The sequence below is a fragment of the Pseudomonas sp. HMSC065H01 genome, assembly GCF_001815235.1.
Lineage (GTDB): Bacteria > Pseudomonadota > Gammaproteobacteria > Pseudomonadales > Pseudomonadaceae > Pseudomonas > Pseudomonas aeruginosa.
The window spans coordinates 143,402-163,349 of record NZ_KV819862.1 but is presented as its reverse complement, the minus strand read 5'-3'; the positions used below and the strand labels follow the sequence as shown (position 1 = coordinate 163,349).

The 19,948-nt window shown below is 64.7% G+C and carries 23 protein-coding genes; 3 read left to right on the top strand and 20 right to left on the bottom strand.

Annotated features, from left to right (window positions below; all coding sequences use genetic code 11):
• The first annotated feature begins 229 nt into the window (after positions 1-229).
• Positions 230-1,885, top strand: a complete 1,656-nt coding sequence (locus HMPREF3014_RS10215) for an electron transfer flavoprotein-ubiquinone oxidoreductase (protein WP_003102932.1) — start codon at positions 230-232, stop codon at positions 1,883-1,885.
• 48 nt (positions 1,886-1,933) lie between these two features.
• Here the strand turns inward: HMPREF3014_RS10215 and HMPREF3014_RS10210 are convergent, their stop codons facing one another.
• The 4 genes from HMPREF3014_RS10210 to HMPREF3014_RS10195 all read right to left on the bottom strand — a co-directional run bounded on the left by HMPREF3014_RS10210 (position 1,934) and on the right by HMPREF3014_RS10195 (position 4,894).
• Positions 1,934-2,503, bottom strand: a complete 570-nt coding sequence (locus HMPREF3014_RS10210; protein WP_004350889.1) for a DUF1285 domain-containing protein — start codon at positions 2,501-2,503, stop codon at positions 1,934-1,936.
• Positions 2,496-3,128, bottom strand: a complete 633-nt coding sequence (locus HMPREF3014_RS10205; protein WP_023087171.1) for a DUF4823 domain-containing protein — start codon at positions 3,126-3,128, stop codon at positions 2,496-2,498. Before HMPREF3014_RS10205 ends, HMPREF3014_RS10210 begins: the two co-directional genes overlap by 8 nt.
• 64 nt (positions 3,129-3,192) lie before the next feature.
• Complete coding sequence (locus HMPREF3014_RS10200; protein ID WP_023087170.1) at positions 3,193-4,089, bottom strand: radical SAM protein; 897 nt, start codon at positions 4,087-4,089, stop codon at positions 3,193-3,195.
• A gap of 166 nt (positions 4,090-4,255) precedes the next feature.
• Positions 4,256-4,894, bottom strand: a complete 639-nt coding sequence (locus tag HMPREF3014_RS10195; protein WP_003091114.1) for a TetR/AcrR family transcriptional regulator — start codon at positions 4,892-4,894, stop codon at positions 4,256-4,258.
• A gap of 85 nt (positions 4,895-4,979) precedes the next feature.
• Here HMPREF3014_RS10195 and HMPREF3014_RS10190 point away from each other — a divergent pair, with 85 nt between their 5' ends.
• On the top strand, positions 4,980-6,113 hold the full coding sequence (locus HMPREF3014_RS10190) for an aminotransferase class V-fold PLP-dependent enzyme (RefSeq protein WP_003104119.1): 1,134 nt from the start codon (positions 4,980-4,982) through the stop codon (positions 6,111-6,113).
• Positions 6,114-6,338: 225 nt separating this feature from the next.
• On the opposite strand, the gene HMPREF3014_RS10185 is transcribed toward HMPREF3014_RS10190, so the two are convergent.
• The 13 genes from HMPREF3014_RS10185 to HMPREF3014_RS10125 form a co-directional block, all read right to left on the bottom strand.
• On the bottom strand, positions 6,339-7,115 hold the full coding sequence (locus HMPREF3014_RS10185; protein WP_003091117.1) for a TatD family hydrolase: 777 nt from the start codon (positions 7,113-7,115) through the stop codon (positions 6,339-6,341).
• A 14-nt stretch (positions 7,116-7,129) separates the two neighbouring features.
• Complete coding sequence (locus HMPREF3014_RS10180; RefSeq protein WP_003091119.1) at positions 7,130-7,486, bottom strand: PilZ domain-containing protein; 357 nt, start codon at positions 7,484-7,486, stop codon at positions 7,130-7,132.
• 33 nt (positions 7,487-7,519) lie between these two features.
• Entirely contained in the window at positions 7,520-8,506 is a 987-nt protein-coding gene (locus HMPREF3014_RS10175; RefSeq protein WP_003104126.1) for a DNA polymerase III subunit delta', read from the bottom strand.
• On the bottom strand, positions 8,499-9,131 hold the full coding sequence (gene tmk / locus HMPREF3014_RS10170; RefSeq protein WP_003091125.1) for a dTMP kinase: 633 nt from the start codon (positions 9,129-9,131) through the stop codon (positions 8,499-8,501). The genes HMPREF3014_RS10175 and tmk overlap by 8 nt, the downstream gene beginning before the upstream one ends.
• A gap of 28 nt (positions 9,132-9,159) precedes the next feature.
• Positions 9,160-10,209 (bottom strand): endolytic transglycosylase MltG, encoded by a 1,050-nt coding sequence (gene mltG, locus HMPREF3014_RS10165; RefSeq protein ID WP_003104128.1) that lies wholly within the window; start codon positions 10,207-10,209, stop codon positions 9,160-9,162.
• Positions 10,210-10,214: 5 nt separating this feature from the next.
• Positions 10,215-11,030 carry an aminodeoxychorismate lyase gene (pabC, locus tag HMPREF3014_RS10160; protein ID WP_023087169.1) on the bottom strand — a complete coding sequence of 272 codons (816 nt, stop codon included), beginning with the start codon at positions 11,028-11,030 and terminating at the stop codon, positions 10,215-10,217.
• Positions 11,030-12,274, bottom strand: a complete 1,245-nt coding sequence (gene fabF / locus HMPREF3014_RS10155) for a beta-ketoacyl-ACP synthase II (protein WP_003104132.1) — start codon at positions 12,272-12,274, stop codon at positions 11,030-11,032. Before fabF ends, pabC begins: the two co-directional genes overlap by 1 nt.
• A gap of 128 nt (positions 12,275-12,402) precedes the next feature.
• A complete protein-coding gene (acpP, locus tag HMPREF3014_RS10150; RefSeq protein ID WP_003091135.1) occupies positions 12,403-12,639 on the bottom strand; it encodes an acyl carrier protein in 237 nt (78 codons plus the stop codon).
• A gap of 195 nt (positions 12,640-12,834) precedes the next feature.
• Positions 12,835-13,578 (bottom strand): 3-oxoacyl-ACP reductase FabG, encoded by a 744-nt coding sequence (gene fabG, locus HMPREF3014_RS10145; RefSeq protein ID WP_023087168.1) that lies wholly within the window; start codon positions 13,576-13,578, stop codon positions 12,835-12,837.
• 22 nt (positions 13,579-13,600) lie between these two features.
• Entirely contained in the window at positions 13,601-14,539 is a 939-nt protein-coding gene (fabD, locus tag HMPREF3014_RS10140; protein ID WP_003091139.1) for an ACP S-malonyltransferase, read from the bottom strand.
• A gap of 105 nt (positions 14,540-14,644) precedes the next feature.
• Positions 14,645-15,655: a phosphate acyltransferase PlsX gene (gene plsX / locus HMPREF3014_RS10135; protein ID WP_071533934.1), complete on the bottom strand. Its 1,011-nt coding sequence runs from the start codon at positions 15,653-15,655 to the stop codon at positions 14,645-14,647.
• A gap of 3 nt (positions 15,656-15,658) precedes the next feature.
• Positions 15,659-15,841 carry a 50S ribosomal protein L32 gene (gene rpmF, locus HMPREF3014_RS10130; protein WP_003091143.1) on the bottom strand — a complete coding sequence of 61 codons (183 nt, stop codon included), beginning with the start codon at positions 15,839-15,841 and terminating at the stop codon, positions 15,659-15,661.
• A 13-nt stretch (positions 15,842-15,854) separates the two neighbouring features.
• Complete coding sequence (locus HMPREF3014_RS10125; protein WP_003091144.1) at positions 15,855-16,391, bottom strand: YceD family protein; 537 nt, start codon at positions 16,389-16,391, stop codon at positions 15,855-15,857.
• A gap of 109 nt (positions 16,392-16,500) precedes the next feature.
• Here HMPREF3014_RS10125 and HMPREF3014_RS10120 point away from each other — a divergent pair, with 109 nt between their 5' ends.
• Complete coding sequence (locus tag HMPREF3014_RS10120) at positions 16,501-17,079, top strand: Maf family protein (RefSeq protein ID WP_023086059.1); 579 nt, start codon at positions 16,501-16,503, stop codon at positions 17,077-17,079.
• Between the two features lie 66 nt (positions 17,080-17,145).
• Here the strand turns inward: HMPREF3014_RS10120 and sppA are convergent, their stop codons facing one another.
• Genes sppA through rluC form a run of 3 tightly spaced genes read right to left on the bottom strand, consistent with a single transcriptional unit; the run spans position 17,146 to position 19,760 of the window.
• Positions 17,146-18,126 (bottom strand): signal peptide peptidase SppA, encoded by a 981-nt coding sequence (sppA, locus tag HMPREF3014_RS10115; RefSeq protein ID WP_003091146.1) that lies wholly within the window; start codon positions 18,124-18,126, stop codon positions 17,146-17,148.
• Positions 18,119-18,811 carry an HAD-IA family hydrolase gene (locus tag HMPREF3014_RS10110; RefSeq protein WP_003104140.1) on the bottom strand — a complete coding sequence of 231 codons (693 nt, stop codon included), beginning with the start codon at positions 18,809-18,811 and terminating at the stop codon, positions 18,119-18,121. The genes sppA and HMPREF3014_RS10110 overlap by 8 nt, the downstream gene beginning before the upstream one ends.
• Positions 18,804-19,760, bottom strand: a complete 957-nt coding sequence (gene rluC / locus HMPREF3014_RS10105) for a 23S rRNA pseudouridine(955/2504/2580) synthase RluC (RefSeq protein ID WP_023086058.1) — start codon at positions 19,758-19,760, stop codon at positions 18,804-18,806. The genes HMPREF3014_RS10110 and rluC overlap by 8 nt, the downstream gene beginning before the upstream one ends.
• Between the last annotated feature and the right edge of the window lie 188 nt (positions 19,761-19,948).

Below are 19,948 nucleotides of genomic sequence, written 5' to 3'. Positions count from 1 at the left end.
AGCGACCGCAAAACCGCCCGTATCTTGACCGGATCACCCTTTTCGGTCAATACGGCAAAAGGGTGGTTTCCCCCCCTCGAATGCCGATTCTATCAGGCTTCCAAAGAATTCAAACAAACGTTTGTATTGGACCTGCCCATGCAGCTATATATAATGCGCCCGCTCTGATCAGGGAAAGATCTCAGCCACCAATAAACAGATACCGTGAGCCTTGAGTAGGAGATCGATAGTGGAACGCGAATACATGGAATTCGACGTCGTCATCGTCGGCGCCGGCCCCGCCGGTCTGTCCGCCGCATGCCGACTGAAGCAGAAGGCCGCCGAAGCCGGTCAAGAGATCAGCGTCTGCGTGGTCGAGAAGGGTTCCGAAGTGGGCGCCCACATCCTCTCCGGCGCGGTGTTCGAGCCGCGCGCGCTGAACGAGCTGTTCCCCGACTGGAAGGAACTCGGCGCGCCGCTCAATACCCCGGTGACCGGCGACGACATCTACGTCCTGAAGAGCGCCGAGAGCGCTACCAAGGTGCCCAACTTCTTCGTGCCCAAGACCATGCACAACGAGGGCAACTATATCATCTCCCTGGGCAACCTCTGCCGCTGGCTGGCCCAGCAGGCCGAAGGACTGGGCGTGGAGATCTATCCGGGCTTCGCCGCCCAGGAAGCGCTGATCGACGAGAACGGCGTGGTCCGCGGCATCGTCACCGGCGACCTCGGCGTCGACCGCGAAGGCAACCCGAAAGAAGGCTACTACACCCCCGGCATGGAGCTGCGGGCCAAGTACACCCTGTTCGCCGAAGGCTGCCGCGGGCACATCGGCAAGCAACTGATCAAGAAATACAACCTGGACAGCGAGGCCGATGCCCAGCACTACGGTATCGGCATCAAGGAAATCTGGGACATCGACCCGTCCAAGCACAAGCCCGGCCTGGTGGTCCATACCGCCGGCTGGCCGCTGAACGACGAAAATACCGGCGGCTCGTTCCTCTACCACCTGGAGAACAACCAGGTGTTCGTCGGCCTGATCATCGACCTGTCCTACAGCAACCCGCACCTGTCGCCGTTCGACGAGTTCCAGCGCTACAAGCACCACCCGGTGGTCAAGCAGTACCTGGAAGGCGGCAAGCGCGTGGCCTACGGCGCCCGGGCCATCTGCAAGGGCGGCCTGAATTCGCTGCCGAAGATGGTCTTCCCCGGCGGCGCGCTGATCGGTTGTGACCTCGGCACCCTGAACTTCGCCAAGATCAAGGGCAGCCACACCGCGATGAAGTCCGGCATGCTCGCCGCCGACGCGATCGCCGAGGCCCTGGCCGCCGGCCGCGAAGGCGGCGACGAGCTGTCCAGCTACGTCGATGCGTTCAAGGCCAGCTGGTTGTACGACGAACTGTTCCGCAGCCGCAACTTCGGCGCGGCCATCCACAAGTTCGGCGCTATCGGCGGCGGCGCGTTCAACTTCATCGACCAGAACATCTTCGGCGGCAAGATCCCCGTCACCCTGCATGACGACAAGCCGGACTACGCCTGCCTGAAAAAGGCCAGCGAAGCGCCGAAGATCGACTACCCGAAGCCGGACGGCAAGCTCAGCTTCGACAAGCTGTCCTCGGTGTTCCTCTCCAATACCAACCACGAGGAAGACCAGCCGATCCACCTCAAGCTGGCCGATGCGAGCATTCCGATCGAGAAGAACCTGCCGCTCTACGACGAGCCGGCCCAGCGCTACTGCCCGGCAGGCGTGTACGAAGTGGTGGCCAACGACGACGGCAGCAAGCGCTTCCAGATCAACGCGCAGAACTGCGTGCACTGCAAGACCTGCGACATCAAGGACCCGGCGCAGAACATCACCTGGGTGGCGCCGGAAGGTACCGGCGGGCCGAACTACCCCAACATGTAAGGCAAACGAAAAAGGCTCCCTCGGGAGCCTTTTTTCATGCTGCGCCTGTCAGTCCGGCTGCGGGCCGAGGGGAAAGAACTCGCCGTGGCTCCAGACGCCGAGCCATTCGATGCCGTCGATCCGGCGCGGCACCGCCAGCTCGACCAGCTGGTAGAACACGTTGCGATGCACCAGCGCCTCGAGGTTGTCGCGCACCCGCAGGTAGGGCGTGGGTTCCTGGGTGCGGGGGTCGATCTCGACGCGCAGCGGATGCCCGGCGTCCGCCTCGACCTCGTCCTCGACGTTGGTGGCGAAGCGCAGTACCTGCGCCCCGCCCTCGCCCTGCACCTGCAGGGTCACCGCGACGAAGGGCGCATCGTCGACGCGGATACCGACCTTTTCCACCGGAGTCACCAGGAAATAGTCGTCGCCGTCGCGGCGAATGATGCTGGAGAACAGCTTCACCATCGGCTTGCGTCCGATCGGCGTGCCCAGGTAGAACCAGGTGCCGTCGCGGGCTATGCGCATGTCGATGTCGCCGCAGAACGGCGGATTCCACAGGTGCACGGGCGGCAGGCCCTTCTTTTCGCCCCTGGGGATCTGCGCCAGCAGGTCGTTGGCCTTGCCGGTATCACTCATAGCCTGTTCCTCGACTGTTCAGGCCCAGCAATTCCTGGGCGTATTGCTCCAGCGGGGGACGCAGCAGGTCTTCCGGGGTGGCGTCGTAGAACGTCAGGAAACCGCCGCGGCTGCGGATGGTCGCGCTGTCCACCAGGAAACGGGTGCTGGTCTCGATCAGCATGACCTGGATGACACTGCGATCGCGCCCGACCCGGCCGAGTTCCTCTTCGTCTTCCCACTCCTCCCAGTTGCCGATCCTGTTGTCGCCCCGGGCGAAACGGCAGTACAGCAGGTAGTGAGCGCCGGCGGCACGCGCCTCGCGCATCGCGTCGTCCAGACCGAGCGGCGCCTTGGCGCGGCGCACCAGCGGGAAATACTCGACGAAACCTTCGAAGGCCTGCTCGGCCACCACGTTCGGCCGCGCGTACCGGTAGCCCGGCGGCACGAACGGGCCCTGGCCGATGTAGATGAAGGAGTCGGCCTGGATCCGCCGGTTGTTGCTGCGCTGGCTGGCGCTGTGATCGAGCACCCCGGCGTCGCGCAGGTAGTAGTCGGCGCCGTCGGCCAGGTCGCTGGGCTTCATGCAGGCGGACAGGCTGCCCAGGAGGAGCATCGCCAGGGCGATACGGAACAGGTGCGACATCGGTCATCTCCCCTGCCGGCGTCGGAAAACCGGCGAATGACGAGCCGATGCAGCTTCCGCGCCATCACGGGCCACGCTGCCACTCCTGGCGCAGGGCAGCGTGCTGCGGCTGCTCGATGGCCTGGCGGACCTCGGCCAGCAGGCGCGCCTTGTCGGCACCCAGTTCGCCCTTGAGCACCAGATAGTTGGAAGCGTGGTCGCTGCGAAATACCGTGTCTTCGAGCTCCAAACCCTGCAACAGGCGTTCGACCTCGACGAACAGGGCACGCCGATCCAGCGCCTCGAAATCGGCGAAGCCAGCACGGAAACGCTGCTCGCCGGTAGGGAAACTCACCACCAGGGTCGACAGGTACTCCGGCTGGGCGGCGTTCATCAGGCGCGCGGAGTTGTCCGCGTGCTGCGCGCTCAGGGTCATTCCGCCCAGACCGTTGAGGATCATCACCGAACGACTGATCCCCGCCTCGCCAAGCTTTTCCAGCGCATCCAGGGTAGAGGAATAGGTCTCGCCCTTGTTGACCCGCGCCAGCACTTCGTCGTCGCCGGACTCGGCGCCGACATAGGCCATTCGCAGCCCGGCGTCGGCCAGTTCGCGCAACTCGTCGACCGACTTCCTGCGCAGGTTGCGCGGCAGGCAGTAGCTGGATACCCGCTCCACCTCCGGCAAGTGCTCGCGAATCGCCTGCAGCACCGCGAGCAGCCGGCGGGTCGGCAATACCAGGGCGTCGCCATCGGCGAGAAACACCCGCTTGACGATCAGGCGCTCGCCGCAGCGGCGGATCTCCTCCAGTACCTCGTTCTCGTCGCGGGCGCGAAATTTCTTTTGCGGCTGGGTATACATCTCGCAAAAGCCGCATTTGTTCCAGGAACAGCCATTGGTCACCGGGAGGATCAGCGAATGCGCCTCGCTCGGGGGCCGGAACACCGGTTCGATGTAGTGGATGGGGAATTCACGGACACTCATCGGAGAACTCCTGAACGAACGTGGAGCCGCCACCGGGACGGTGCCACCGGCGGATTCGCCGGAAATGGGCAGCCGACGTCCCGCCGGCGGATCGATGGGCGACGAGTATATCCCTGCCGGCAAAGAGTGCGCGGGGCGCAGTGACTGCGTCCCGGCACCACAGGTATCAGGCGCTGGGAGCGTCGCCTTCGCGCTTGCGCTTGTTGCCCATGCGCACGCCGATATCCATCAGGAAGTGGAAGAAACCTTCCTGGTCTTCCAGCACCTCGCGCCAGAACGGCGAGTGGTACAGCGCCACGGCGCCATGCACCAACGCCCAGGCAGCGCAATAATGGAAGTACGGCGGAACGTTCTCCAGCTTGCCGTCGGCGATACGCTCCTTGATCAGTTGGGTCAGGCGTTCGAAGTTGGAGGCGCGGATCTTGTGCAGCTCCTCGACCATCTCCGGCACCTGGCTGGTCTTCACCACCTTCTCTTCCAGGCGGTCGAACAGGCGGTAGCGCTGCGGATCGCGCATGCGGAACTCGAAGTAGGCGCGCGACAGGGCCTCCTTGTCGCGGGCTACGTCTTCGGAATGGAACAGGGCGGCGAGATCGCGCTCGTAGTCCAGCATCAGGCGCAGGTAGATCTCCGCCTTGGACTTGAAGTGCTTGTAGATCGTGCCTTTGCCGATGCCGACGGCATCCGCGATCATCTCGACCGTTACGCTGTCTTCCCCCTGTTCGAGGAACAGCTTGAGGGCGGTATCGAGAATCTCCTGTTCACGGCGACGAAATTCACGAACTTTGCGAGGCTCTTTCTGCATAAAAAGACTGTCAGGTCAAAATGAGTCAAAAATCGAAGCCGCGTATTATGCCTATTCAGCACGAAAATGCACGGAACATCCGACGATGAATTGTTACCAGGACGAATTCGACCAGACCAACGGTCTGCGCTACCTCAACCACGCAGCGGTCGCACCCTGGCCTAGACGCGCCGCCGACGCGGTGAGCGCCTTCGCCCGGGAGAACGTCGCCCACGGCGCCAGCGACTATCCGGAATGGCTGAAGATAGAACATCGCCTGCGCGAGCGCCTTGCCCGACTGCTCAATGCGCGCGCCGGCAGCGACCTCGCCCTGGTCAAGAACACCTCCGAGGCGCTTTCCTTCGTAGCCTTCGGCCTGGATTGGCGAGAGGGCGACCAGGTCGTCATCGGCAACGAGGAGTTCCCCTCCAATAGAGTGGTCTGGGAAGCCTTGCGCCCGCGCGGCGTCGAAGTGGTCGAGGTCGGTCTCGCCGGCGACGATCCCGAGAGCGCCCTGCTCGCCGCCTGCGGCCCGCGCACCCGCCTGCTGTCGATCAGCGCGGTGCAGTACGCCAGCGGCCTGCGCCTTGACCTGGAGCGCATCGGCGCGGGATGTCGCCGCCGCGGGGTGCTGTTCTGCATCGACGCGATCCAGCAGCTCGGCGCCCTGCCCTTCGACGTACAGGCCTACGATTGTGCCTTCGCCATGGCCGATGGGCACAAGTGGATGCTCGGCCCCGAAGGGCTGGGCGTCTTCTATTGCCATCCCGAGCAGCGCGAGCGCCTGGCGCTGCACGAATATGGCTGGCACATGCTGGAACATGCCCTCGATTACGAGCGTCGCGACTGGCAGCCGGCGCGCAGCGCCCGGCGCTTCGAATGCGGCAGCCCGAACATGCTCGGCGCGATGGCCCTGGAGGCCAGCCTGGGGCTGTTGGAGGAGGTCGGCATGGAGCGGGTCGGCAGAGACATCGCCGAGCGCGTCCAGTGGCTACAGGACGGTCTGTCGGGAATTCCCGGGGTACGCCTGCACAGCCCGCGGAACCCGAGCCGACGCGCGGGCATCCTGACCTTCAGCCTGGACGGCCAGGACAATCGGACACTCTTCGAAACGCTTCGCCAGGAACGGGTCATTTGTGCCCAGCGTGGCGGAGGTATCCGTTTTTCCCCGCACTTCTACACGAGTTCGACGGTGATCGACGATACCCTGGCGATCTTGCGCCAGGTCGCAGGCACCTAGGTACTCAAGGACGGCAAGGGTATTCCAAATCTGTTTAAAAAACCGCCAGCCCTGTCTGGACGCCCCACGAACATGACCAATACTGAAAGGTACTGGCGCGCGGTATCTCCCCCCAAGTACCCAGCCAGTGAAGGTACCGAGGAATGCGTACCTTTGTTCCACTCCTAATGGTCTTGACCCGGATTCATCCCCCAGAACCCGGGTTTTTTTTATCCGTGCGCCGGCCTAGCGGGCCAACGGAAACAGCCGATGGAAATTGGCGGTAGTCTGCTCCGCCAGGGTTTCCAGGCTGACGCCACGCAACGTCGCGAGGAATTCGGCGACATCGCGCACGTATTCCGGCAGGTTCGGCTTGCCGCGATGGGGAATCGGCGCCAGGTAGGGCGAGTCGGTCTCCACCAGCAGCCGGTCGGCTGGTACCTGGCGAGCCACCTCGCGCAGGGCATCGGCATTGCGGAAGGTGACGATGCCGGACAGGGAAATGTAGAAGCCCAGGTCCAGCGCCGATCGCGCCATCTCCCAGTCCTCGGTGAAGCAATGCAGCACGCCGGCCTGCGGCAACGCCGCCTCGCGCAGCAGCGCCAGCGTATCGGCGCGCGCCTCGCGGGTGTGCACGATCACTGGCTTGGCGGTGATCCGCGCGGCTTCCAGGTGCAGGCGAAACGCCTCCTGCTGCAACTCGGCGGCTTCCGGTTCGTAGTGGTAGTCGAGGCCGGTCTCGCCGATCGCCACCACCCGCGGATGCGCCAGTTCGCCCAGCAGCCAGTCCAGCGCTGGCGCGCTTCCGGGCTCCAGGTCCAGCGGGTGCACGCCCACCGAACAGTGCACGTCGGCATAGCGCTCGGCCAGGGCCTTCACCGCCTGGGCATTGTCGGCGCTGACGCCGATGCAGAGGAATTGACCGACGCCACGCGCTCGCGCGGCATCCAGCGCCGCATCGAGCGAGCCGCCATGGGCGGCCAGGTCGAGGCGATCGAGGTGGCAGTGGGAATCGACCAGCATGATCCTGTCTAGCGTTACATCGTGTGGGTCGGCCGGTCCGACTTCAGCGCCCCGGCCAGGTAGGTTTCGATCTTGTTGCGGGCGGTGTTGTCACCGTCGTTGAACTGCACGCCGATGCCAGCCGCACGGTTGCCCTGGGCGCCCTTCGGGGTGATCCAGACGACCTTGCCGGCCACCGGGATCTTCTCCGGCTCTTCCATCAGGTTGAGCAGCATGAAGACTTCGTCGCCGAGCTTGTAGTTCTTGTTGGTGGGAATGAACAGCCCGCCGTTCCTGATGAACGGCATGTAGGCGGCGTACAGCACGGACTTGTCCTTGATGGTCAAGGACAGGATGCCGTTACGCGGCCCCAGATTGGGTGGCAAACTCATGCAGGTTCCTGCCAGTCGAATATCAGCGGGATTCTAGCCCGGCCCGGGCAGGCTTGCCCACTGCACCAGCAGGGCTTCGAGAAGCAGGACACGGTTGAGGTTGGCCTTGTTCAACACTTTCTGCCGCTGTTGCAGCAGCCAGTCCTGCATGGCCAGCACCTTGGCCTGCCCGGATTTGTCGCCCAGGTACTGGATCACCTTGCGCATGTCGGCCAACCCCAGCCCCTCCTCGTCGTGGGTCAACTGGTAGCGCAGGATGCCCAGCGTCCAGTCGCAGAACCAGTCGAAGAGCAATGGCAACGGCACGCTGTTCCAGCTTTCGGCCAGTGGGCTGGCGGCGATCTGCTGCTTGAGCAGCTTCTTCACCCCCTCGACCACCTGCGCGCGCTGCTCGCGCACGCCCTGGCCGTGCAGGCGCTGGGCGGTGAGCGGCGAGCCGCCGGAAAGCGCCAACAGTTCCTCCAGGGCCTCGGCCGGCTCGTCGGGCAGGGCCCGCGCCAGCCATTCCAGACTCGCCGCCGCGCCCGGCAAAGGGCAGGCCTGCTGCACGCAGCGGCTCTTGATGGTCGGCAACAGGCGGCTGGGCTGGTGGCTGATCAGCAGCAGCACGGTATCGCCCGACGGCTCTTCAAGGCTTTTCAACAGGGCGTTGGCGGCGTTCACGTTCATCGCCTCGGCGGGTTCGAGCAACACGACCTTGCGCCCGCCCAGTTGCGCGGTCTGCACCACGAAGCCAACCAGGTCGCGGACCTGGTCGACCCGGATCGGTTTCTCCGCCTCCTCCGGCTCCAGCACGAAGTAGTCCGGATGGGTACCGGCGGCCAGCAACTGGCAGGCCTTGCACTCGCCGCATGCGCCAGCGGCGGCAGGCCGCTGGCAGAGCAGTTGGGCGGCCCAATGCTCGGCCAGGGCACGCTTGCCGATCCCGGCGGGACCGTAGAGCAGATAGGCGTGGGCGTGCTGGGCGCGGCCGCCCAGTTGGCTCCAGAGCGCCTGCTGCCAGGGATAGATATCAGCCATTCAGACGCTCCAGCAGATTCGGCAGCAGCCGATCCAGGCCAGCCTGCACCTCGGCCAGCGGCAACCCGGCATCGAGCACCTGGTAACGCTCCGGGGCCTGCGCGGCGCGCTGCAGGTAGGTCTGACGCACGGCCTCGAAGAAGCGTCGGTCCTCCTGCTCGAAACGGTCGAGCCGGCCACGCGCCGCCGCCCGCGCCAGGCCGATTTCCACCGGCAGGTCGAAGACCAGCGTGAGGTCGGGCCGCAGGTCGCCCTGGACGAAGCTTTCCAGCGCGGCGATGCGCGCCTCCGGCAAACCGCGCCCGCCGCCCTGGTAGGCATAGGTGGCATCGGTGAAGCGATCGCAGAGCACCACGGCCCCGCGCGCCAGCGCCGGGCGGATGACCCCGGCGAGATGCTGGGCCCGCGCGGCGAACATCAGCAACAGCTCGGTATCGGCGGCCATCGGCTCGTCGCTGGGCGCCAGCAGCAGTTCACGGATGCGCTCGGCGAGAGGCGTGCCGCCAGGCTCGCGGGTCAACTGCACCTCGATGCCGCGCTCGCGCAGGCGCTCGGCCAGGTAGTCGCGGTTGGTGCTCTTGCCGGCCCCTTCCGGGCCCTCCAGGGTGACGAACAGGCCGGTCACACGGCACTCCTTATCTTGGCTGCGCCGCTCATTGTGGCGGCGGGGTGATGGGCGCGGGGCTGGAGCGATAGTCCGAGCGACGCTTCAACTGGTACTCGCGGACCGCCTTGTTGTGTTCGTCCAGGCTGCTGGAGAACACATGGCTGCCATCGCCGCGCGCCACGAAATACAGGGTCTCACCCTCGGCCGGATGCAGCGCGGCGCGAATCGCCTCGCGCCCGGCCAGGGCGATCGGGGTCGGCGGCATGCCCGGCACCACATAGGTATTGTAAGGGGTCGGTTCGCGCAGGTCGGCGCGGGTGATCTTGCCGTTGTAGCGCTCGCCCATGCCATAGATCACCGTCGGATCGGTCTGCAACAGCATGCCGCGCTGCAGGCGGCGGACGAAGACGCCGGCGATCTGCGAACGCTCTTCCGGCACGCCGGTTTCCTTTTCCACCAGCGAGGCCATGATCAGCGCCTGGTAGGCGTCGCGATAAGGCAGGTCCTGGCTGCGGCCATCCCATTCCTTGGCGAGGATGGTCTGCATGCGCTGGTAGGCCTTGCGCAGTATGTCGATGTCGCGCATGCCACGGGTGTAGCGGTAGGTATCGGGGAAGAAGCGCCCTTCGGCCACTTCGTCGGGCTTGCCGAGGCGTTGCATGATCTCGCCGTCGCTCAGGCCGGCCAGGGTCTGCTCCAGCTTGCCCTGCCTGGCGAGCGCTTCGCGCACCTGGCGGAAACTCCAGCCCTCGACCAGGGTCAGGCTGTACTGCACCACCTCGCCTTCACGCCAGAGTTCCAGCAGGTCGGCGCCCTTCATCCCCGGCAAGAGGCGGTATTCGCCGCTGTGCAGGGCCTGGCCCGGCAGGTTGAAACGCCAGTAGAGGCGCAGCCAGAACGCGCCATGGAGCACCTTTTCCTGCTCCAGACGCGCGAGCATGCCGCCCGGCGTGGAGCCCGAGGAAACGTCCAGCAGGCGCTCCTCGGTCAATTGCAGGGGCTGCTCCAGCGCCCGCTGCTGCTGCCATGCAGCCAGGCCGACGCAGAGGCCAACGAACAACAGGCCACTCTCCAGCAGCACCAGCAGTTTGCGCATCAAAGTCAGAAATCCAGGTCGTCGCGAAGTTGGTCTTGCAGTTTACGGGTCAGCTTGCCGACCGGCCAGACGTGCTCGTCCAATGCCCGGACCGGCCAGATGCCGAACTGGCTGTTGCACAGAAAGACCTCGTCGGCCGTCGCCAGTTCAGCCATGGAAACATCCCGTATCGCCAGCGGGACGCCGATTCCTTCGGCGCGCTCGAGCAATTCCGCGCGCATCACTCCAGCGACGCCGCAGCGCCACAGGTCAGGCGCTACGAGGGTGCCGTCGAGAACCAGCAGCAGGTTGCTGAACACCCCCTCCACCACCCGCTCGTGCACGTCCAGCATGAGCCCTTCGGCATGCCCGGCGTCGCTCCACTCGGCACGGGCGAGGACCTGCTCCAGGCGATTGAGGTGCTTGAGGCCGGCCAGCAGGGGCTGCTCGGCCAGGCGCGTGCGGCAGGCGAACAGGCGCACGCCTTGCTGCCAGTGGCGCTCGGGATAGGCCGGACGCGGCGATCCGGAGAGGATTCGCCGCGGCGAGGCCTCGGCAGGCGGCGCGTAGCCACGCAAACCCTCGCCGCGGGTGACGATCAGCTTGGCGACACCGTCGCCCAGCGCCGCGCAGAACGCCAGCAACTCCTGGCGCAACGCCGCGGTGTCGAGAGGGATCGCCAGGCGCCGACCCCCCTCTTCCAGGCGCGCCAGGTGGCGCTCCAGAAGACGCGGCGTGCCGGCGCGCACCGCCAGGGTCTCGAACAGCCCGTCGCCATAGGCCAGTCCGCGATCGCGCACGGACAGCTCGGCGGCGGGCCGGCCGTCGACCCAGTCCAGCATCAGTCGGCGAACCTGCGGAACACCAGGGTGCCGTTGGTCCCGCCGAAACCGAACGAGTTCGACAGGGCCACGTCGATCTTGCGCGGCTTGGCTTCATGGGCCACCAGGTCGAGGTCGCAACCTTCGTCCGGGTTGTCCAGGTTGATGGTCGGCGGGGCAACCTGGTCGCGCAGGGCCAGCACGCTGAAGATCGCCTCCACCGCACCGGCGGCACCCAACAGGTGGCCGGTCATCGACTTGGTCGAACTCATCGACAGCGCATGGGCATGCTCGCCGAACACGCTCTTCACCGCGGCGATCTCGGCGATGTCGCCGGCCGGGGTGGAGGTGCCATGGGCGTTGATGTAATCGACCTGGCGAGGATCCAGGCCGGCATCGCGCAGCGCGTTCTTCATGCAGCGGGCGGCACCGGCGCCGTCTTCCGGCGGCGCGGTCATGTGGAAGGCGTCGCCGCTCATGCCGAAGCCAACCAGCTCGGCATAGATCCGCGCGCCGCGGGCACGGGCGTGCTCCAGTTCTTCGAGCACCAGGGCGCCGGAACCGTCGGACAGGACGAAGCCGTCGCGATCCCGGTCCCACGGACGGCTGGCACGGGTCGGCTCGTCGTTGCGAGTGGAGAGCGCGCGAGCCGCGCCGAAACCACCCAGGCCGAGACCGCAGGCAGCCATTTCGGAACCGCCGGCGACCATCACGTCGGCCTCGCCATAGGCGATGTTGCGAGCAGCCATGCCGATGCTGTGGGTACCGGTGGTGCAGGCGGTGGTGAGGGCGTAGTTGGGCCCCTGCAGACCCAGGTGGATCGACAAGAAGCCGGAAACCATGTTGATGATCGAACCGGGCACGAAGAACGGCGAGATGCGCCGCGGCCCCTGCTCGAACAGGGATCGGCAGTTGTTCTCGATATTGGTCAGGCCGCCGATACCGGAACCCATGGATACGCCGATACGCTCACGATTGGCGTCGGTGACCTCCAGGCCGGAATCGCGAACGGCCTGGAAGCTGGCGGCGAGACCGTACTGGATGAACAGGTCGAGCTTGCGGGCTTCCTTGGCGGACAGGTATTCCTCGACATTGAAACCCTTGACCGAACCACCGAAGCGGGTGGAATAGGCGGACAGGTCCATATGCTCGATCGGGGCGATCCCGCTGCGACCGGCGAGAATACCTTCCCAACTGCTCGGGACATCCAGGCCCAGCGGCGACAGCATGCCCATGCCAGTAATGACGACGCGTCTACGCGACACTACGACTTCCTCTTTCTCATTTCACGGGGTTGCGCCGACAGACTACCAGAGTAGGTAAGGCGCTAAAGAAAAGCCGCACGCCCTTACAGGCTGTGCGGCTTTTCCACGTCGGAAAATCCGACGACTACTTATTGCTGGTGAGCAACGATGTAGTCGATGGCTTCCTGAACGGTGGTGATCTTTTCAGCTTTCTCGTCAGGGATTTCGGTCTCGAATTCCTCTTCCAGAGCCATCACCAGCTCGACGGTGTCAAGGGAGTCGGCGCCCAGGTCTTCGACGAAGGAAGCGCTGTTGGTGACTTCTTCTTCCTTCACGCCGAGTTGTTCAGCGACGATCTTCTTAACGCGTTCTTCGATGGTGCTCATACCTTGTTTTCACTCCTATGGAAAATCCGAGCAGCTGGGCTGCGGGTAAGTGTATAGAAAGGGTTTTCTGCTTTTCAAGCTGAACGCCTCACCTTCCCACGGCCACTTCGATAATTCTATCTAATAACCCGGCTGCAATTCCGCAACGAATTCTAGACAGCGCTTATGACAGACCCGAGAAAGGTAACGTCACATTCAGCTCATGTACATCCCACCATTGACCGGCACGGTGGCCCCGGTCACATAGGCTGCGCCGTCCGAAGCGAGGAAGCCGACCACCTTGGCGATCTCTTCCGCCTGCCCCAGGCGACCCAGCGGAATCTGGCCCAGCAGCGCTTCGCGCTGGGCTTCCGGCAGCTCGCGGGTCATGTCGGTGTCGATGAAGCCCGGCGCCACCGCATTCACGGTAATGGCACGCGAACCGACTTCCCGGGCCAGCGCACGGGTGAAGCCCTCCAGGCCGGCCTTCGCCGCGGCATAGTTGGTTTGCCCGGCATTGCCCATGGCGCCGACCACGGAACCGATGTTGATGATGCGCCCCCAGCGGGCCTTGGTCATACCGCGCAGAACGGCTTTCGACAGACGGTAGAGACTGTTCAGGTTGGTGTTGACCACATCGAACCACTCGTCGTCTTTCATGCGCACCAGCAGATTATCGCGGGTGATGCCGGCGTTATTGACCACGATCAGCGGTTGGCCGAGATGCTGCTGGATGTGCTCCAGGGTCGTGGCTACGGATTCGTCGCTGGAAACGTCCAGGACCAGGCCCGCACCCTCGACGCCATTGGCCTTGAGGGTTTCGGCGATCTTCTCGGCGCCGGACGCGCTGGTCGCGGTGCCGATGACCACGGCACCCAGGCGCCCCAGTTCCAGCGCAATCGCCTGGCCGATGCCACGGCTGGCGCCGGTTACCAATGCGACCTTACCTTGCAGACTCATGGGATTCTCTCCTTTCTCTCTCTCAGGCCAGGGCGGCGCGCGTGGCGGCGAACGCCTCGACGCCATCCAGGCCATGGGTATTGATGCCCTTCGCGCAGCGCCTGTTGAGGCCTGCCAGGACCTTGCCCGGCCCGCACTCGACCAGCTCGGTGACGCCCTTTTCCGCCAGCAGCTGGATGCTCTCCACCCAGCGAACCGGGCTGTACAGCTGTGCCAGCAGGTCGCGGCGCAGCGTATCGAGATCAGCCGGCACGGCGGCGCTGACGTTCTGCACCAGCGCAATCTTCGGCGCCTGCCACTGCAGGCTTTCGACCGAGGCGGCGAACTGCTCGGCGGCCGGACGCATCAGTTCGCAATGCGACGGCACGCTGACTGGCAGCGCCACCGCGCGCTTGGCGCCGCGTGCCTTGCATGCCTCGATGGCACGCTCAACGGCAGCCGCAGCACCGGCGATCACTACCTGCCCCGGCGCGTTGAAGTTGACCGCGCTGACCACCTCGCCCTGGGCCGCCTCGGCACAGGCCGCCAATACATCGGCGTCTTCCAGGCCAAGGATCGCGGCCATGCCGCCCTGCCCCGCCGGAACCGCCTGCTGCATCAGTTGGCCCCTACGCTCGACCAGCTTGACCGCATCGGCGAACGCCAGGCTTTCGGCCGCGACCAGCGCGGAATATTCGCCCAGGCTGTGCCCGGCGACGAACGCTGGGCGCGCACCGCCCTCGGCCAGCCAGAGGCGCCAGAGCGCGATCGAAACCGTGAGGATGGCCGGCTGGGTCTTGTCGGTCTGGTTCAGGCGCTCTTCAGGACCATTCTGGACCAGCGCCCAAAGGTCGTAACCGAGCGCCTCAGAGGCCTCGGCGAAGGTATCGCGCACCAGCGCCTGCTGGGCGCCCAGCTCGGCCAGCATGCCGAGGGATTGCGAACCCTGGCCAGGGAAGACGAATGCGAGGGATGCAGACATTGAATAGGTCCCTTGTGGTCTTTTGCTCGTCGGAGATAACGCGCCAGCCGCGACTGGCGCAGGAAACTGAGTGTTGGATGGCTGCCTGGACCGCCCGGTCACACATTAGAGCAGCAGATGCTCGAGACGGCCATGCAATCGTTGCGGCAGGTTTTCCCGGACTTCCAGTGCCGCGCGACGCAAGGCGCTCTGGAAACCCTCCTCGGCGGCAGACCCATGGCTTTTCACCACTATCCCCTGCAATCCGAGGAAACTGGCGCCGTTATAGCGTGCCGGAGCGATATCGCCGCGCAGCCGGCGCAGCAGCGGCAACGCCAGCGCACCGACCAGCTTCGCCGCCAGTCCATCGCGGAAGCGCTGTTCGATCCGCGCCGACACCATGGCAGCCAGGCCTTCGCTGGCCTTCAGCAGGATGTTGCCGACGAAACCGTCGCAGACCACCACGTCGGCCTCGCCGCGATACAGGCCATCGCCCTCTATGTATCCGCTGAAATTCAACCCCTGCGCCTTCTGCAACAGACTCGCCGCCAGCTTGACCTGCTGGTTGCCCTTGATCTCCTCGGTCCCCACGTTGAGCAGGGCGACCCGGGGCGAGACGCAGCCCAAGGCCTCTGCCGCCACCGCGCCCATCACCGCGAACTGATAGAGATGCTCGGCACTGCAATCCACGTTGGCGCCGAGGTCGAGCAGATGACAATGCCCCTTCTCGGTCGGAACCGCCGTCACCATCGCAGGGCGGTCGATACCGGGCAGGGTCTTCAGCAGGTGCCGCGACAGCGCCATCAACGCCCCGGTATTGCCGGCGCTGACGCACGCGTGCGCCCGGCCGTCGCGGACCAGCTCCAGCGCCACGCGCATGGAAGCGTCCGGCTTGCCACGCAAGGCCTGGGAGGGACGTTCGTCTGAACCTATCACTTCGCTGGCCGCATGCACACGCAGGCGCTGCCGGTCGAGCGACGGATAGCGGGAAAGGAGTTCTTCGAGGAGGGCAGGCTGACCGACGAGGATCAGTTGCGAAGAGGAATTCTCGGCCAGGAAGGCAATAGAGGCCGGAACAACGCAGTGGGGACCGAAGTCCCCACCCATTGCATCAATCGCGATGATTGGTGCGGACAAGGATTACTCGTCGGAGCCCTTGTCTACTACCTTACGGCCGCGATAGAAGCCGTCCGGGGATACGTGGTGGCGCAGGTGGACTTCACCGGTGCTCTTTTCCACGGACAGAGCATTGGACTCGAGCGCATCGTGGGAACGACGCATGTCACGAGCGGAACGAGACTTTTTGTTCTGCTGAACAGCCATGATTGATTAACTCCTAAACGTTTGGGTCACGCTTCAACTGTGCCAGTACGCTGAACGGATTAGGACGCTTGTCCTCGACTTCGCTCGACTCCGGCTCGTCTTCGACGACGAATCCAGCCGGGTGCTGACATACTTCGGGGTCATGGGCCGGAACGATGGGTAAGGCGAGCAACAGCTCGTCCTCGACCAGCGCCAGCAGGTCCAGGGGTTCCTCCCCCACTTCCAGCGCATCGTACCCCTTCGGCAGACCGTCGGCGGACTGACCTTCCCGAAGAATGGCGTAGGTATATTCGCCATGCACGGGAATGGCCGCCGCATCCAGGCAGCGTTGGCATACCATGCTCACCTCGGTATCGAGCTGCATATGCATGACCGCCAGCTTCTGGTGGTCGCGCTCGAAGGAAACCTTCACGCGCACCTCACCGGCATCGCTGGTCAGTTGCTCGCATACACGCGGCATATCGGCGAGCGCGTACACACCCTCGAGGGTGGCGCCGCGGTCGACCAACTTGCGCGGATCGATATGAGGTGGAATCGGCCCATTCAACATAAGCGCGCCATTATAGGGACGCCCCCGCGCCTGTCAAAGGAAATTAGCCATAAACCGCTGTAAGGACGAGTCTTTTCGTTAAAATCGGCCGCTCGCCATGGAGAACCTCATGCCCGACCTGATCCTCGCCTCCAGCTCCCCCTACCGACGCGAACTCCTGACCCGCCTGCGCCTTCCCTTCGAAAGCGCCAGCCCCGATATCGACGAAAGCCATCGCGCCGGGGAAAGTGCCGAGGAACTGGTGTGCCGCCTTTCCGCCAGCAAGGCCGAAGCGCTGGCCGGACGCTATCCGCAACACCTGGTGATCGGCTCCGACCAGGTCGCCGTACTCGACGGCAACATCCTCGGCAAGCCGCACACCCCCGAACGCGCCATCCAGCAGCTACGGGACGCCAGCGGCAAGAGCGTGACCTTCCTCACCGGAGTGGCCCTCCTCAACAGCGCCAGCCGACGCATCCAGGTGGCATGCGTGCCGTTCACCGTGCACTTCCGCCACCTCGACGAGAGCCGCATCCGCCGCTACGTCGAAGCGGAACGCCCGCTGGACTGCGCCGGCAGCTTCAAGGCGGAAGGCCTGGGCGTCAGCCTGTTCCGCTCCACCGAAGGAGAGGACGCCACCAGCCTGGTGGGACTGCCCCTGATCCGCCTGGTCGACATGCTCCTCGAGGAAGGCGTCGAAATCCCCTGAGCCGGCATTCCATATAAAGAAGCCCGGCTTCGGCCGGGCTTCTTTATATAAGGAAGGGAAACACCCTCAGCGCAGTACCGGCCCCTGCCAGCCCATCCACAGCGCGAGGCGCTCCGCCACACTGGCACCGAACTTCTTGGCGAAGCGATCGAAAGGCGACTCCTGCACGGTGTAGTCCTCGATCTTCTTCTCCTTCACCACTTCGCGCGCCACATAGCTGGCATTGCCCAGGCCGTCGATCAAACCCAGCTGCAATGCCTGTTCGCCGGACCAGACCAGACCCGAGAACAGCTCCGGATGCCCCTCGACCTTGAGCCGGTCGCCGCGCCCTTTTTTCACGCTGTCGATGAACTGCTTGTGGGTGGTATCCAGCACCTGCTGCCAGAACTGGGTCTCCTCGGGCTTTTGCGGCTGGAAAGGATCGAGGAACGACTTGTGCTCGCCGGAGGTATAGACGCGCCGCTCGACACCGAGCTTCTCCATGGTGCCGACGAAACCGAAGCTGGCCGCCGTCACACCGATGGAGCCGACCAGGCTGGCCTTGTCGGCGTAGATCTGGTCGGCGGCGCTGGCGATGTAGTAGGCGCCGGAGGCACCCAGGTCGCTGATCACCGCATAGACCTTGACGTTCGGGTGCTCGCCGCGCAGGCGACGAATCTCGTCATAGATATAGCCCGACTGCACCGGACTGCCGCCCGGACTGTTGATCCGCAGGACGATCCCCTTGGTACCCTCATCCTTGAACGCCGCGCGCAGGGCCGTGACGATATTGTCGGCACTGGCCGGCTCATCGTCGGCGATCATGCCCTTCACCTCGATCAGTGCCGTGTGGCTACCGCTGCGCGAGGCCGATTTCTCCAGGCTGCCGAACGGACTGAAGGCCAGCAGCACGACAAAGAGATAGATGAAGGTCAGCGACTTGAAGAATATCCCCCAGCGCCGCGCCCGCCGCTGCTCCTGGACCCCGGCGAGGACCGCCTTTTCCAGCAGCTTCCAGCTCTTGTCGTCATTCGCCTTCGGCGTTTCCGACTTCCACTCGTCAGACATGCTCAACCACTCCTGAAACCGCCTCACGTCGAGCACCGCCCAACCAGGCGCGCAACTCGGTGAAATGCTCAACTTCCAGCCGCGGCGCATAAGGCCGCAACTGCTCCAGCGATTGGGCGCCATAGGCCACCGCAACCGAATCCATCCCCGCCCGTCGCGCCATTTCCAGGTCGAACGGCGAATCACCGATCATCAGCGCCCGCCCCGGCTCGACCCGGCAGTGCGCCAGGATCTCGTGGAGCATCAACGGGTCCGGCTTGCTGGCCGTTTCGTCGGCGCAGCGGGTGATATCGAAGAAATCGCTCCAGCCATGCCCCGCCAGCACCCGGTCCAGGCCGCGCCGACTCTTGCCGGTGGCGACCGCCAGGCGGAACCCGGCCTCGCGAAAATGCACCATGGCTTCGGCCACGCCGGGGAACAACCGCGACGGCTGCGCTTCCTGCGCCAGGTAATGCTCGCTGTAGGCACACCGGAAACGCTCGACCAGAGCAGGATCGCCAACCTCCGGATAGAGCGAAGCGATCGCCTCGGGCAAGCCGAGGCCGATGATGCCCTTGATCCGGGTATCGTCCCGCTCCGGCAGAGCGGTTTCCCGCGCCGCCGCCTTCATCGAATCGACGATGCGCGCGATCGAGTCGACCAGGGTGCCGTCCCAATCGAATACCAGCAACGCGTAGTCAGTCATTCAAACGCTCCAGCGAACGCTGCCACATCTCGTCCACCGGCGCCTCCAGCTCCAGCACCTGCCCGTCGGGCAGCGGCACGCGCAACTGCGCGGCATGCAGGAACAGGCGCTTGCCGCCCAGCTCGCGGATCTCGCGGGAGAAATCCTCGTCGCCATACTTCGGGTCGCCGGCGATGGCATGCCCGGCGTGCTTGGCATGCACGCGGATCTGGTGGGTCCGCCCGGTGATCGGGCGTGCTTCCACCAGGGTGGCGAAATCGCCGAAGCGACGCAGCACCCGGAACTCGGTCAGCGCGTCCTTGCCCTCGACGTTCACCTCTACCATTCGCTCACCCGAACGCAGGTTGTTCTTCAGCAGCGGCGCGCGCACGTTCTTCTTGCCAGCCGGCCAGTGGCCACGGACCAGGGCGTGATAGCGCTTGTCGACAATCTTCTCGCCCCGCAGGGCCTCATGCAGGTGACGCAACATGCTGCGCTTCTTGGCGATCATCAGCAGGCCGGAGGTATCGCGATCGAGACGATGCACCAATTCGATATCCTTGGCATCGGGGCGCAACTGGCGAAACACCTCGATGACCCCGGCGCTCACGCCGCTGCCGCCATGCACGGCGAGCCCGGCGGGCTTGTTGACCACGATCAGCGCCTTGTCCTCGTAGACGATCGCCGCCTCCATCCGCTCCAGCAGCCCCTGCGCCAGCGGCGCCGGCTCATCACGCTCGGCCAGGCGCAGCGGCGGCACGCGCACCTGGTCTCCGGCCTGGAGCCGATAGTCGGGCTTGATCCGCCCCTTGTTCACGCGCACTTCGCCCTTTCGCAGGATGCGATAGATCAGGGTCTTGGGCGCACCCTTGAGACGGGCGATAAGGAAATTGTCGATACGTTGACCAGCCAGTTCCGGCGGCACATCGAGCAGCTGGACACCGGTGGTCGGAGAGGCGGGAGTAGTCATCCGTACATCATAACAATTTTTCATTCAATTGAAGCACTTAATCATTGCTGCTATAGTCGGGAAGCCGCCATAAGCGGCCTGGCCTGCGGATGATTGCCAACCTGCATTTCCCCCTCGCCTGCAAACACTTTGAACGGACGTCAGGCCGTCCTACAGAGGCGTTTCAGCGGAAATACGAAAATTTCCAA

Excerpts from the sequence above, each read along its gene's own strand:
- HMPREF3014_RS10210 (WP_004350889.1), bottom strand. The coding sequence starts at position 2,503 with ATGAGTGATACCGGCAAGGCCAACGACCTGCTGGCGCAGATCCCCAGG.
- HMPREF3014_RS10205 (WP_023087171.1), bottom strand. The coding sequence starts at position 3,128 with ATGTCGCACCTGTTCCGTATCGCCCTGGCGATGCTCCTCCTGGGCAGC.
- HMPREF3014_RS10200 (WP_023087170.1), bottom strand. The coding sequence starts at position 4,089 with ATGAGTGTCCGTGAATTCCCCATCCACTACATCGAACCGGTGTTCCGG.
- HMPREF3014_RS10195 (WP_003091114.1), bottom strand. The coding sequence starts at position 4,894 with ATGCAGAAAGAGCCTCGCAAAGTTCGTGAATTTCGTCGCCGTGAACAG.
- HMPREF3014_RS10190 (WP_003104119.1), top strand. The coding sequence starts at position 4,980 with ATGAATTGTTACCAGGACGAATTCGACCAGACCAACGGTCTGCGCTAC.
- HMPREF3014_RS10185 (WP_003091117.1), bottom strand. The coding sequence starts at position 7,115 with ATGCTGGTCGATTCCCACTGCCACCTCGATCGCCTCGACCTGGCCGCC.
- HMPREF3014_RS10180 (WP_003091119.1), bottom strand. The coding sequence starts at position 7,486 with ATGAGTTTGCCACCCAATCTGGGGCCGCGTAACGGCATCCTGTCCTTG.
- HMPREF3014_RS10175 (WP_003104126.1), bottom strand. The coding sequence starts at position 8,506 with ATGGCTGATATCTATCCCTGGCAGCAGGCGCTCTGGAGCCAACTGGGC.
- mltG (WP_003104128.1), bottom strand. The coding sequence starts at position 10,209 with ATGCGCAAACTGCTGGTGCTGCTGGAGAGTGGCCTGTTGTTCGTTGGC.
- pabC (WP_023087169.1), bottom strand. The coding sequence starts at position 11,030 with ATGCTGGACTGGGTCGACGGCCGGCCCGCCGCCGAGCTGTCCGTGCGC.
- acpP (WP_003091135.1), bottom strand. The coding sequence starts at position 12,639 with ATGAGCACCATCGAAGAACGCGTTAAGAAGATCGTCGCTGAACAACTC.
- fabG (WP_023087168.1), bottom strand. The coding sequence starts at position 13,578 with ATGAGTCTGCAAGGTAAGGTCGCATTGGTAACCGGCGCCAGCCGTGGC.
- fabD (WP_003091139.1), bottom strand. The coding sequence starts at position 14,539 with ATGTCTGCATCCCTCGCATTCGTCTTCCCTGGCCAGGGTTCGCAATCC.
- rpmF (WP_003091143.1), bottom strand. The coding sequence starts at position 15,841 with ATGGCTGTTCAGCAGAACAAAAAGTCTCGTTCCGCTCGTGACATGCGT.
- HMPREF3014_RS10125 (WP_003091144.1), bottom strand. The coding sequence starts at position 16,391 with ATGTTGAATGGGCCGATTCCACCTCATATCGATCCGCGCAAGTTGGTC.
- HMPREF3014_RS10120 (WP_023086059.1), top strand. The coding sequence starts at position 16,501 with ATGCCCGACCTGATCCTCGCCTCCAGCTCCCCCTACCGACGCGAACTC.
- sppA (WP_003091146.1), bottom strand. The coding sequence starts at position 18,126 with ATGTCTGACGAGTGGAAGTCGGAAACGCCGAAGGCGAATGACGACAAG.
- HMPREF3014_RS10110 (WP_003104140.1), bottom strand. The coding sequence starts at position 18,811 with ATGACTGACTACGCGTTGCTGGTATTCGATTGGGACGGCACCCTGGTC.
- rluC (WP_023086058.1), bottom strand. The coding sequence starts at position 19,760 with ATGACTACTCCCGCCTCTCCGACCACCGGTGTCCAGCTGCTCGATGTG.